This is a genomic window from Paenibacillus sp. S02 (assembly GCF_019454065.1).
Taxonomy (GTDB): domain Bacteria; phylum Bacillota; class Bacilli; order Paenibacillales; family Paenibacillaceae; genus Paenibacillus; species Paenibacillus polymyxa_B.
Genome location: NZ_CP073682.1, coordinates 115001 through 128359, shown reverse-complemented (window position 1 = coordinate 128359; position 13359 = coordinate 115001). Strand labels below are relative to the sequence as shown.

The window sequence follows — 13359 nt, the reverse complement described above, 5'->3', positions numbered from 1 at the left end:
AGGAGCATTTTCCCAGTGGCCACTATGGATCACGCCTATTGGATGAAAGAAGCCATTCAGGAAGCGTACAAGGCAGAAGCGTTGGGTGAAGTCCCCATCGGAGCTGTCATCGTAAAAGATAATGAAATCATCGGTCGCGGCTACAATTTGCGCGAGACGGATGCTGACCCAACCGCACATGCAGAGATGGTTGCCATTCGTCAGGCCAGTGAGCACTTAGGCGCTTGGCGCCTGCTGGATTGCAGGCTGTATGTCACCCTGGAGCCGTGCCCGATGTGCGCCGGAGCCATTGTTCAATCACGAGTCCCCCATCTGATATACGGCACCACAGATCCCAAGGCAGGCTGTGCAGGCACGCTGATGAATTTATTACAGGAGCCTCGGTTCAATCATTGCACAGAGGTAACCAGTGGTGTACTTCAGGAGGAATGTGCCTCGTTGCTAACGAGCTTTTTTCGGCATCTCCGGCAAAAAAGAGCGGCCGCCAAATTTTCTCCTCCCCCATCTTCCTCCTGAGGGGGAAAATTCCAAAACACTTCATCTCATTGCTAATTCCCTATGGAAGGAGATCACCCCATGCCTATGAGCTTGTATAATACGCCTCAAGGTATCTTTTTACGGCCATTTAGCTTGGCGGATAGCGAAGCCCTTCTCGCCCTTAGGCACCGAAATAGGGATTCCCATGCGCCTTATGAGCCGCTTAACGAGGATTCATTTTTCACATTAGAGAAACAGCAGGATTACATCCGTCAGAAATTGCGGCAAGCCGAAGAAGATCGAGGTTACGTGTTCGGTATCTTTCTCTTAAAGGAAGAACGACTCATCGGTTATATCTCCATTTCCAATCTAGTACGTGGAGTTGGACAATTCGCTGATATCGGCTACATGATGGATCATCATGAACAGGGTAAAGGGCATATGACCGCTGCCTTAAAGTTGATCATACAATATGCCTTTCGTGCCTTATCTCTACATCGTCTCCAAGCGGGTACTCTTTTGCATAATGATCGCTCACAACGTGTATTAAAAAAATGCGGCTTCCAGCCAGAGGGCATTGCTCGCAAGCTTGTACAAATTCAGGGCACATGGCAGGATCACCAGATGTTTGGACTTTTAGCTGAGGATGACGTGTGGCAGAGCTAAATGACTGCACAGGGGCAACATTAACAGTAAATAAAAAACCGCCCGGCTTATGCCGAGCGGTTTTCTTACATCAAATTCGAAAAAAATGATGTTTTGCAATCATGTCATCCCATACTTAAGGAGCAACAGTTTGCATTTTTTGTTGCAGTTGTTCCATAGTCAGGACTTGATCACCTGTTGGAATACCCACTTTAAATGCTGCCTTAGCATTGATTTTGCTATATTGCGTGTAGCCTGTTACGGACAATTTCACATTGTCTTTTGTAGCCGGATCATTCATCTCTACATTCGCATTCAGGTCTTGATACACAGGAATGTTATCCTTGTTCAAAGCTGTGTTAATATCAAACTGTTTCACTGTCAAGTAGTTTTTCAACTCATCCAGCTTTTTGCTAACTTCGCTGGTGTTGGATTGCAGTTCTTTCTTCGCTTCAGCCAGCTCTTCCTTCTTCACTTGAAGCATGCTAGCATATTCATCTTTAGACATCACATCAAGGACTTTAGGAAGCGCCTTAGTGATAAATGTATTGGTTGCTTGCTTCACATTGTCGTTCGTTATTTTAAACTGAACTACTTGTTTAGCTTCAACGCCTTGTGGCAATTTAGCGTCTTTAGGATCAATATCAAAGAAGTACGTAGCTTGATCATACTCGTTCATAATCGCAGCAATCACTTCATTCGCAAATTTCTGCGATTTTTCCTGATCCATGGCTGCAGGGTTAAATTCTTGTCCTGATTGTTTAGCCAGTTCTTGTGGATCAATGATCAGGAATTTACCTACAACATCCTGTGGAAGCGGGTAAAATGGAATATTAGGAATTTTAACGTACAGTTTATCTTTAGTCATTACCATTGGAATCGTGAAGCTGGTGGAAAGATCACCTTTCAAATGAATGCCGAGCGTCATTTCAGATTGGAAAGGTTCCTTTTGGTACACACCATCCAACGTAATATCAGCATTTTTCAGCATGCTAGTTACCATTGCACTTTGCTCACTTGGAACAGAAGCGGATGTAATGGTCAGTTCCTTAATCGTGAATTGACTTTTGGATTCATAAGAATTCAATTTCATTGCATTAGCTGTACCGTTCGTAACAGCTTCCTTCGGCTCTAACTTCTTGCTACAACCTACCAGGGCTACCGTCAAAAGCAACACCATAGTGAGTACCAAGACGGATAACTTTTTACTCATTGTGTAGATTCTCTCCTCTCGTATTTAACCCCTTTTTTTATGCTAACAAAAAAAATACACACCCTCTATTTTAACTCATATTCTCAAACGGCGAAACACTTATTGGAAAATTTTCTTACAATAAGCACAAAGACACCCTGGCTCTCTGACCAGGGTGTCTTACACTATGCAATATATTTTAGGAGAAAGGTCTGTCTGCTTATGAGCCTTCTCTATTATGGTGATCCACGTGATTCCGCTGTTTCACCTTCTTGGAACCGGATAACGGCTCCTGCTGATGACTACGCTCACGCTTTTCGTTACTTCCACCAGAATCCTGTGCTTCGGGGACAGGAATGGCTTTAGGCTTGCTCATTTATGCATCCTCCATTCTCAGTCTATATTTTTGGTACATCAACGAATCCGTTTATTACCATTAAAAATAGGACTATAGATGGTGTAGATCTTCCGTTTTATCGTGATTTAGTGAATCCTGATGACGGCGATCATTACGATCCTGCTGCACTTGCTGTGCCTGATGACTATTAACTGGACGTTGCTCCAAATCATCAACAATGTTAGACAGGTTTTTATCCAGTCCGTTTTTGGCTTTTGTCATGTAGCCTTCCTCCTCATTCCTTCATGACCTACGAATGCGTCAACGACTGTAATGTTTGGGCACATTGGTGAATATGCCGAGTATAATCGGACACTAACTGCTGAATGATATCTGTTCGTTCATCCACAGACTGTCCGTCCCGCTCTACATCGACTAAGCTAACCTGTACTTCCCGGGAGTCTACATAAGTACATGCAAAATCAAAGGAGTACATTTGTCGGCCTTCAACCTCGATGTGGATTCGTATAGCCCGGTTGTTGGCTTCATCTGCTTGTACCTGTGATTTGTCCCCTGAATTCAAAAGAATCGGCAGTTGTTCCTGCCAGGCCTCTACCAGCTTTTGCTGATCTACTGTCATTTCTCGATTCATGCCAGCACCTCCACATCTGATAACGTGTGAAAAAAACGAGCTTTTTATACAACAAAAAAGCCATTCTCCACGATCTCTGATCATTAGCTCATAAAGGCCAATGTATCAGCTATCGTATTTGAATGACTTGGTTTATTTAGAATATGGCGGAGAGGATGGGATTCGAACCCATGTGGAGTTGCCCCCTAACGGTTTTCAAGACCGCCCCGTTATGACCGCTTCGGTACCTCTCCAGGTGGTAAATGGATAAAGCTGCTTCCCTTTTAACATACTCAGGCGCAACAAAATTATTTTACCACAGGATTTCTAAGAATGCAACACTTACTGCTTAGGAGCAATAACCTCAACACCTCGCATGTATGAACGCAGGACTTCTGGGAGCACGATGCTTCCGTCCTCTTGTTGATAGTTCTCCAAAATAGCGGCCACAGTCCGCCCTACAGCCAATCCTGAACCGTTCAGCGTATGTACAAATTCAGGCTTTGCCTTCGAATCTGGACGAAACCGGATGTTTGCACGACGCGCTTGGAAGTCTTCTGTGTTTGAACAAGAAGAAATCTCGCGGTACATGCCACTTTCAGGCAACCATACTTCCAGATCGTACGTTTTGGCAGACGTAAAACCCATATCTCCAGTGCAAAGTGCCAGCACACGATATGGAAGTCCGAGCAGCTGTAAAACACGCTCAGCGTTATTCGTCATTTTCTCCAATTCCTCATAAGAGGTATCCGGGTGAACCAGCTTAAGCATCTCTACCTTATTGAACTGATGCTGACGGATCAGGCCACGTGTATCACGTCCTGCTGATCCTGCCTCTGAGCGAAAGCAAGAGCTGTATGCCACATAATATTTCGGAAGCTGCTCCGCATTCATAATCTCTTCACGATGGTAGTTCGTTACCGGAACTTCAGCCGTAGGAATGAGATAATACTCAGTATCACGCAGCTTGAACAAATCTTCTTCAAACTTCGGAAGTTGACCCGTTCCGTACAAACTATCCCGATTTACAATGTATGGAGGAAGCATTTCTTCATAACCATGCTCACTGCTGTGCAGATCCATCATAAAGTTAATCAGCGCACGCTCTAATCTTGCTCCCAATCCTTTGTAGAACGTAAAACGAGAACCCGTTACCTTAGCTGCTGCCTCAAAATCAAGAATATCTAGATCCTGAGCCAATTCCCAATGCGCTTTAGGTGTAAAAGAAAACTCGCGCGGCACCGACCAGCGACGGATTTCTACATTATCCTCTTCCGATGCGCCTACAGGTACTGTTTCATTCGGAATATTCGGAATGGACATCACCAGTTCGTCGATCTGTACTTCCAATTCGCGTACTTGCTCATCTAATTCTTTAATACGATCGGAGACTTGACGCATTTCTGCAATAAGATCATCCGCATTTTCCTTATTCTTCTTCAACTTGGCTACTTCACCGGATACCACGTTTCGACGATTTTTGAGCCCTTCACTTTCCTGAAGTAACTCACGACGGCTTACATCCAGATCTGTAAAACCATTAATCAGATCCAGAGATTTCCCCCTGTTCTGCAAAGCTTTCTCAACCCGACCAAGCTCATTACGTAAAATCTTTATATCTAACACAGGTAATCCCTCCTACACTACAAACCTGACTTTCCACTATTCGCGGACCATATCCACAAAATATTGATGTAACCGGTAATCGTCTGTTAACTCCGGATGGAAGGATGAAGCCAGCAAATGACCCTGACGGGCTGCCACGATCTCGCCGTTATACTCAGACAGCACATCTACTCCCGTTCCAACAGACTGTATTAATGGCGCGCGTATAAATACAGCACGAACCGGTTCCTCAATCCCTTTAATGTTCAAGTCTGTTTCAAAGCTTTCTCTTTGGCGACCAAATGCATTACGCGATACTGTAATATCCATGAGTCCCAAATGTGCTTCTTCCTGTCCTTGAATCGTTTTAGCCAGTACAATCAATCCCGCGCAAGTACCAAATACAGGCTTGCCTTGATTGGAAAACTGACGTACAGCCTCTATAAAATCATACTTGCGCATTAGCTTACCGATAGTGGTACTTTCACCACCGGGAATGATAAGACCGGACAGCTCATCGAGCTGTTCGATCTTCTTCACCGCTATACCTTCCGCACCCGCACGTTCAACGCTTCGTATATGTTCAGCTACAGCGCCTTGCAGCGACAATACACCTATTTTCATGCCGGTCCCTTCTTTCTTACCAACCACGATCCTGCATGCGCTCATGCGGTGCCAGTTTGGAAATTTCAATGCCTTTCATAGGAGTTCCCAAATTCTTGGAGACTTCTGCAATCAGCTTGTAATCCGTATAATGAGTGGTCGCTTCCACGATTGCACGTGCAAACTTCTCAGGGCTATCCGACTTGAAAATACCAGAACCTACAAAGACGCCATCAGCGCCTAAATGCATCATTAACGCGGCATCGGCAGGTGTTGCTACACCACCCGCTGCAAAATTGACCACTGGCAGCTTGCCAAGCTCATGCACTTCCAACAGCAGTTCATACGCAACTCCGAGGTTTTTCGCCTCTGCATACAGCTCGTCCTTCGACAAGTTTTGCACCTTGCGAATTTGACCATTGATAAAACGCATATGCCGAACGGCCTCAACAATATTCCCAGTTCCCGGTTCGCCCTTCGTACGGATCATAGATGCACCCTCACCAATACGACGCAGCGCTTCTCCCAGATCCTTGGCTCCACAAACAAATGGAACGGTGAACTCCCGCTTATCAATATGGAAAACTTCATCCGCAGGTGTCAGCACTTCGCTCTCATCGAGATAGTCAACACCGAGAGATTCCAGTACCTTTGCCTCTACAAAGTGACCGATGCGAGCCTTAGCCATAACAGGAATAGAAACAACCTTCATAACTTCTTCCACAATCGTTGGGTCAGCCATACGAGCAACCCCACCAGCTGCACGGATATCCGAAGGCACCCGTTCAAGAGCCATTACAGCCGTGGCTCCTGCTGCCTCTGCAATTTTAGCCTGCTCAGCGTTCATGACATCCATGATTACGCCGCCTTTTTGCATCTCTGCCATACCTCTTTTTACACGCGAAGTTCCCGTTTCCATGTCGTTGCCTCCTGTAAGGGTTACGTTTAGATTCTAACTTAATATTTTACCGCACGAATGCCAAATACACAATCATTTCAAGCTGCAAAATAAGTAATGAAAAACAAGGTAGTCGCCTAGCTTTGCTTTTTTAGAAGAGGTTCTTAATTCCTTGGAACAGATCTCCGAAGAAATCACCGATTGCCCGGAAAAGCATTCGGAACCAGCCGCCCTCTTCTACTGCCGTCGTAGTAACCAGATCAACGGTTTTCGTCTGCCCTTTATCCACACCGTCTGTCTTGTAAGTGTACGTAATGGTTCCGACTTTGGCCCCTTGCTTCAAAGGTGCCACCAGAGAGCTTGCTGGTGTAATGTTCGTTGTAAAGGTTACCTTAGGATTGCTCGCACCCTTAGGTACAATAAAGCTTACTGCATCCTTGGTGACGATCGGTACTTCTGTTTCCGTACCTTTGGTCACTGGCACATTCTCAACACCCTTAACCACCGTCTTTGGAGCAATAACCTGCTTCACTTCAAAATTATCAAAACCATAGTTCAGTACTTTAGCTGTCTCTGTAAAACGATGAGGCTCTGAATCTGCTCCCATAACTACACTGATGAGACGCATTCCGTTGCGCTCAGCGGTTCCTGTAAAACAGTTTCCAGCATTGCTCGTATGGCCCGTTTTCATTCCGTCCAAGCCGGGATAAGCAAACTTTCTAAAGTTAGTAATATTTTTGTTTGCTTCTAACATCCAATTGTAGTTAATAATTGGTGCTTTATCAGTCGGTCGGAATTTGTAAGATTGAATTGTGGTAAACCGTGTATAATCCGGGTGGTCCTTTATAATGTTACTAGCTAATGTCGCTGCATCTCTCGCTGTCATTACAGTTTCCCGGTCTGTATCCGGCTGGAAGCCTTTCGGCATATCACCACGGTCCAAACCAGTCGAGTTGATAAAATACGTATTTTTCATGCCCATTTTCTGAGCTGTTTCATTCATTAGTTTTACAAAGTCCTGCTCGGTTCCGGATACGCGTTCAGCAAGGGCTACTGTTGCGTCATTAGCAGAACCCACCGCCATTGCAATATAAAGCTCTTCTACCGTATGTTGATCCCCTTGAGCCAAAAAAATACGTGATCCAATGCTCTTAGAAGCATTCTCGTTAACCGTAACCTTATCCGTCCACTTGAGTTTACCTTGCTTAACCTGTTCAGCCACGATGTACTCTGTCATCATTTTAGTCATACTTGCTGGTGGAAGTGGCTCATCTGGATTCATAGACAGCAATACTTGCCCGGTGGAAGGCTCGATCAAAATCGCAGAACGTAGTGCCAGACTAGGGGGGTTAATAGAACCTGTCCCCGTAATATTGGTTGCCTGTGTTGCCGCTCCAGCTGCAAAAGTAGCCACGCTAGAATCGAAATTGCCTACAACAGGCAATGCCGACATATACATCATATTAAGCACCATGACTGCAGTCACACTCTTTTTAATCATGCTGCGTTTTGTATTTTGCTTTAAATTGTTCGCTTTCAAATGAATACAAACTCCTCTCGTACCTCAACCCGATCCGCTATGTATAACGAGACGGTGGTTACAGCCTCTACTTGGCCAATGTAATTAATGTTTTAATGTTATAAAATCCAGTTTTATTTCGTTTTCTTAGTTGTATCCTGTCATGAGCATTTCCTGCTCGAATCTTCTTCACTGGTAGGAATCGTCCAAAAGACCTACGTGCCCTAATTCATCAATAATTTCATCATAAAGGCGGACACTTGTCTATTCTATCACAGGGGTATCTCTAAAAAAAGACAGGCAGAGCGAAATACGCTCTGCCTGTCGTCAAGTCTACTACAGCCGAACTTTATAGAGAGTAGTTTGGTGCTTCTTTCGTAATTTGCACATCATGCGGATGGCTCTCACGCAGACCAGCGCCTGTAATACGGATAAAGCTTGTATCGTTACGAAGCTCCTCAATATTAGCTGTACCGCAATAACCCATACCAGAACGAAGACCGCCCAACAGCTGATGAACAGTGTCGGAAAGTGGTCCTTTATAAGCAACACGTCCTTCTATGCCTTCCGGTACCAATTTCTTGTCGTCATCTTGGAAATAACGATCTTTACTACCTTGCTTCATCGCAGCCATAGATCCCATGCCACGATATACTTTGAAACGGCGTCCTTGATAAATTTCAGATTCGCCTGGGCTTTCTTCCGTACCTGCAAAAAGACTTCCCAGCATTACCGCAGAAGCTCCTGCCGCAATGGCCTTTGTAATTTCACCGGAGTATTTAATACCGCCGTCTGCAATAATCGGAATATTATATTCACGTGCTACTGTTGCACAATCATAAATTGCTGTTACTTGTGGAACACCAATCCCTGCGATTACGCGTGTTGTACAGATGGAGCCTGGACCAATACCGACTTTTACGACCGATGCTCCAGCTTCAATCAATTCGCGCGTTCCGTCACCAGTAGCTACATTACCTGCTACAATCGTCAGATCAGGATAAGCTTCACGCAGCTTGCGGACTGCTTCAATAATGTTAATATGATGCCCGTGAGCAGAGTCCACTACAATCATATCCACACCAGCTTTTACAAGTGCTTCAGTCCGATCAAATGTATCCTTGGAAATGCCGACAGCCGCACCGACCAGAAGACGGCCTTGTGCATCTTTCGCTGCGTTCGGAAATTGAATAGCTTTCTCAATATCTTTAATAGTGATAAGGCCTTTGAGATAATTTTCATCATCGACCAAAGGGAGCTTTTCAATTTTATGCTTTTGCAAAATGACTTCCGCTTCCTGTAAAGTCGTACCTACAGGTGCAGTTACCAGTTCTTCCTTCGTCATGACTTCACTGATTTTAAGGTTAAAATCGTGAATAAAGCGAAGATCGCGGTTAGTAATAATACCCACCAGTTTGTTTTCTTCGTTTACAACAGGTACACCAGAAATACGGTATTTACCCATAACTGCTTCAGCATCGGATACCAAATGATCCGGAGTCAATGAGAATGGATTGGTGATAACACCGCTCTCCGAACGTTTAACCCGATCCACCTCTACCGCTTGCTGTTCAATCGACATATTTTTATGAATAATACCGATACCGCCCTCACGAGCCATCGCGATTGCCAACACTGCCTCCGTAACAGTATCCATACCAGCACTCATCAAAGGAATATTCAGCTTTACGTTATCACTCAAACGAGTCGCTACGCTTACTTCTTTGGGCAGAACCACCGACTTGCGAGGTACCAGCAAAACATCGTCAAAGGTAAGGCCTTCCTTACCGAATTTATCTTCCCACACCAAGATGATCCTCCTTCAAATTGTTTAGTCTGTATTGGTCTTGTTGTCTGTCCGACATGGACAAATCAAGGCTCTCTGAAAATATATTATTGCCATCTTAGCAAAGCGGTATAGGGGTGTCAAGCCTTCATCAATAGCCCTAACCTTTAGTATTTCCCTGTACAAACAACTGTACTCCTACGAAGGACAACCTTTAAAAATAAGCGTTTCCAAAGGTAATAACTATTTACAAGAGCATATCTCCTCTTTGAATGCGCAGCATAGAAGCAATTATATAAGTGGTTTGTACCGTAATATACCAAAGAGGATCATGATCTCAATGAGATCATGATCCTCTTTGCTTGCTGCTTGGCGACGTCCTACTCTCCCAGGACCCTGCGGTCCAAGTACCATCGGCGCTGGAGGGCTTAACGGTCGTGTTCGGGATGGGTACGTGTGGAACCCCTCCGCTATCGCCACCAAACATGAATTTACATCGTAAATTCTACCGTACGGTTATTCGGTTCATCACTTATCGTGTGAATGAATAGCCATGCGCTTGTCGTATGTCACTTGTACATACCTTCAAGGTTACACCCTGAAAACTGGATCCGAAACTCATTTGCGTTTTATTTTAGGATAAGCCCTCGACCGATTAGTATTGGTCAGCTCCATGCATTACTGCACTTCCACCCCCAACCTATCTACCTCGTCGTCTTCAAGGGGTCTTACTAATTGGGAAATCTCATCTTGAGGGGGGCTTCACGCTTAGATGCTTTCAGCGCTTATCCCTTCCGTACATAGCTACCCAGCGGTGCTCCTGGCGGAACAACTGGTACACCAGCGGTACGTCCATCCCGGTCCTCTCGTACTAAGGACAGCTCCTCTCAAATTTCCTACGCCCACGACAGATAGGGACCGAACTGTCTCACGACGTTCTGAACCCAGCTCGCGTACCGCTTTAATGGGCGAACAGCCCAACCCTTGGGACCTACTTCAGCCCCAGGATGCGATGAGCCGACATCGAGGTGCCAAACCTCCCCGTCGATGTGGACTCTTGGGGGAGATAAGCCTGTTATCCCCAGGGTAGCTTTTATCCGTTGAGCGATGGCCCTTCCATGCGGTACCACCGGATCACTAAGCCCGACTTTCGTCCCTGCTCGACTTGTAGGTCTCGCAGTCAAGCTCCCTTCTGCCTTTGCACTCTTCGAATGATTTCCAACCATTCTGAGGGAACCTTGGGGCGCCTCCGTTACTCTTTAGGAGGCGACCGCCCCAGTCAAACTGCCCACCTGACACTGTCCTCGCACCGGATTACGGTACCAAGTTAGAACCTAGATACGATCAGGGTGGTATCCCAAGGATGCCTCCTCTCAAGCTGGCGCTCAAGATTCAACGGCTCCCACCTATCCTGTACAGATCGTACCCAAATTCAATATCAAGCTGCAGTAAAGCTCCATGGGGTCTTTCCGTCTTGTCGCGGGTAACCTGCATCTTCACAGGTATTAAAATTTCACCGGATCTCTCGTTGAGACAGCGCCCAAGTCGTTACGCCATTCGTGCGGGTCAGAATTTACCTGACAAGGAATTTCGCTACCTTAGGACCGTTATAGTTACGGCCGCCGTTTACTGGGGCTTCGGTTCATAGCTTCGCCCCGAAGGGCTTACCACTCCCCTTAACCTTCCAGCACCGGGCAGGCGTCAGCCCGTATACTTCGCCTTGCGGCTTCGCACAGACCTGTGTTTTTGCTAAACAGTCGCTTGGGCCTTTTCACTGCGGCCCCCTCGGGCTATTCACCCTACCGAGGCACCCCTTCTCCCGAAGTTACGGGGTCATTTTGCCGAGTTCCTTAACGAGAGTTCTTCCGCGCGCCTTAGAATTCTCTTCTCGCCTACCTGTGTCGGTTTGCGGTACGGGCACCTTCTCCTGGCTAGAGGCTTTTCTTGGCAGTCTGAGATCATGACCTTCGCTACTACAATTTTCGCTCCCCATCACAGCCCAGCCTTACGATGTGCGGATTTGCCTACACACCAGCCTCACTGCTTAGACGGACATCCATCAGTCCGCGTCACTACCCTACTGCGTCACCCCATCGCTCATAACGGATTACGGTGGTACAGGAATTTCGACCTGTTGTCCTTCGACTACGCCTATCGGCCTCGCCTTAGGTCCCGACTTACCCTGAGCGGACGAACCTTCCTCAGGAACCCTTAGGCTTTCGGCGGATCTGATTCTCACAGATCTTTTCGTTACTCATACCGGCATTCTCACTTGAATGCAGTCCAGCGCTCCTTACGGTACACCTTCAACCCGCATTCAACGCTCCCCTACCCCTGATGCAAGCATCAAGCCATAGCTTCGGTGGTGTGTTTAGCCCCGTTACATTTTCGGCGCAGAGTCACTCGACCAGTGAGCTATTACGCACTCTTTCAATGGTGGCTGCTTCTAAGCCAACATCCTGGTTGTCTGTGCAACTCCACATCCTTTCCCACTTAACACACACTTGGGGACCTTAGCTGATGGTCTGGGCTGTTTCCCTTTCGACAATGGATCTTAGCACTCACTGTCTGACTCCCGGAACTAAATCTATGGCATTCGGAGTTTGACTGAGCTTGGTAACCCTTGCGGGCCCCGCACCCAATCAGTGCTCTACCTCCACGATTCTTTTTTCCGAGGCTAGCCCTAAAGCTATTTCGGGGAGAACCAGCTATCTCCGGGTTCGATTGGAATTTCTCCGCTACCCCCACCTCATCCCCGCATTTTTCAACATGCGTGGGTTCGGGCCTCCAGTGCGTGTTACCGCACCTTCACCCTGGACAGGGGTAGATCACCCGGTTTCGGGTCTACGTCCACGTACTCATTCGCCCTATTCAGACTCGCTTTCGCTGCGGCTTCAGCTCTTCACCTTAACCTTGCACGGGAACGTAACTCGCCGGTTCATTCTACAAAAGGCACGCCATCACCCATAGATCGGGCTCTGACTTCTTGTAAGCACACGGTTTCAGGATCTATTTCACTCCCCTTCCGGGGTGCTTTTCACCTTTCCCTCACGGTACTGCTTCACTATCGGTCGCCAGGGAGTATTTAGCCTTGGCAGATGGTCCTGCCGGATTCATACGGGGTTTCACGTGCCCCGCACTACTCGGGATCCGTCTCGGAGAGAACAAGTTTTGAACTACAGGGCTTTTACCTTCTCTGGCGGGCCTTTCCAGACCTCTTCATCTAACCGGTTCCTTTGTAACTCCATGTGAGACGTCCCACAACCCCAAGGAGCAAGCTCCTTGGTTTGGGCTAATCCGCGTTCGCTCGCCGCTACTGACGGAATCACTATTGTTTTCTCTTCCTCAGGGTACTTAGATGTTTCAGTTCCCCTGGTCTGCCTCTATTCTGCCTATGTATTCAGCAGAAAGTGACTGTCGATGAAGACAGCCGGGTTTCCCCATTCGGACATCCCCGGATCAAAGCTTGCTTACAGCTCCCCGAGGCCTTATCGTTGTTCGCCACGTCCTTCGTCGGCTCCTGGCGCCTAGGCATCCTCCGTGTGCTCTTTGTAGCTTAACCTAGTATTTACATGGTAAATACGATTTGCTTTGAATTTCGGTTCAACACTTACGTGTGAATAAAATTCAAGGCAGCTACCTTTATTTCACTTGTTTACACAAGAT

At 46.6% G+C, this 13359-nt stretch carries 11 protein-coding genes, 1 tRNA gene and 2 rRNA genes; 2 read left to right on the top strand and 12 right to left on the bottom strand.

Going from position 1 to position 13359, the window contains the following annotated elements; translation table 11 throughout:
- The first annotated feature begins 15 nt into the window (after positions 1-15).
- Together tadA and KAI36_RS00490 are read left to right on the top strand one after the other, a co-directional pair.
- On the top strand, positions 16-516 hold the full coding sequence (gene tadA / locus KAI36_RS00495) for a tRNA adenosine(34) deaminase TadA (RefSeq protein WP_220026579.1): 501 nt from the start codon (positions 16-18) through the stop codon (positions 514-516).
- 60 nt (positions 517-576) lie between these two features.
- Positions 577-1143: a GNAT family N-acetyltransferase gene (locus KAI36_RS00490; protein ID WP_220026578.1), complete on the top strand. Its 567-nt coding sequence runs from the start codon at positions 577-579 to the stop codon at positions 1141-1143.
- 115 nt (positions 1144-1258) lie between these two features.
- On the opposite strand, the gene KAI36_RS00485 is transcribed toward KAI36_RS00490, so the two are convergent.
- From KAI36_RS00485 to KAI36_RS00430, 12 genes are all read right to left on the bottom strand, one after another.
- Positions 1259-2335 carry a hypothetical protein gene (locus tag KAI36_RS00485; RefSeq protein WP_220026576.1) on the bottom strand — a complete coding sequence of 359 codons (1077 nt, stop codon included), beginning with the start codon at positions 2333-2335 and terminating at the stop codon, positions 1259-1261.
- A 199-nt stretch (positions 2336-2534) separates the two neighbouring features.
- Positions 2535-2690 (bottom strand): small acid-soluble spore protein P, encoded by a 156-nt coding sequence (locus tag KAI36_RS00480; RefSeq protein WP_025720032.1) that lies wholly within the window; start codon positions 2688-2690, stop codon positions 2535-2537.
- 72 nt (positions 2691-2762) lie between these two features.
- Positions 2763-2933, bottom strand: coding sequence for a hypothetical protein (locus KAI36_RS00475; protein WP_007428073.1), 171 nt, complete (start codon positions 2931-2933; stop codon positions 2763-2765).
- A 28-nt stretch (positions 2934-2961) separates the two neighbouring features.
- Positions 2962-3303: a hypothetical protein gene (locus KAI36_RS00470; RefSeq protein WP_013308177.1), complete on the bottom strand. Its 342-nt coding sequence runs from the start codon at positions 3301-3303 to the stop codon at positions 2962-2964.
- Between the two features lie 144 nt (positions 3304-3447).
- Positions 3448-3536: transfer RNA gene (locus KAI36_RS00465), tRNA-Ser, on the bottom strand.
- Positions 3537-3624: 88 nt separating this feature from the next.
- Positions 3625-4908, bottom strand: coding sequence for a serine--tRNA ligase (serS, locus tag KAI36_RS00460; protein ID WP_220026575.1), 1284 nt, complete (start codon positions 4906-4908; stop codon positions 3625-3627).
- Positions 4909-4944: 36 nt separating this feature from the next.
- Positions 4945-5511: a pyridoxal 5'-phosphate synthase glutaminase subunit PdxT gene (gene pdxT, locus KAI36_RS00455; RefSeq protein WP_220026573.1), complete on the bottom strand. Its 567-nt coding sequence runs from the start codon at positions 5509-5511 to the stop codon at positions 4945-4947.
- Positions 5512-5527: 16 nt separating this feature from the next.
- Positions 5528-6409, bottom strand: a complete 882-nt coding sequence (pdxS, locus tag KAI36_RS00450) for a pyridoxal 5'-phosphate synthase lyase subunit PdxS (protein WP_025720037.1) — start codon at positions 6407-6409, stop codon at positions 5528-5530.
- Positions 6410-6539: 130 nt separating this feature from the next.
- Entirely contained in the window at positions 6540-7928 is a 1389-nt protein-coding gene (locus KAI36_RS00445; protein ID WP_220026572.1) for a D-alanyl-D-alanine carboxypeptidase family protein, read from the bottom strand.
- Positions 7929-8256: 328 nt separating this feature from the next.
- Positions 8257-9714, bottom strand: coding sequence for an IMP dehydrogenase (guaB, locus tag KAI36_RS00440; protein WP_013308172.1), 1458 nt, complete (start codon positions 9712-9714; stop codon positions 8257-8259).
- A 346-nt stretch (positions 9715-10060) separates the two neighbouring features.
- A 5S ribosomal RNA gene (rrf, locus tag KAI36_RS00435) occupies positions 10061-10177 on the bottom strand.
- Positions 10178-10328: 151 nt separating this feature from the next.
- A 23S ribosomal RNA gene (locus tag KAI36_RS00430) occupies positions 10329-13255 on the bottom strand.
- Positions 13256-13359 lie beyond the last annotated feature (104 nt).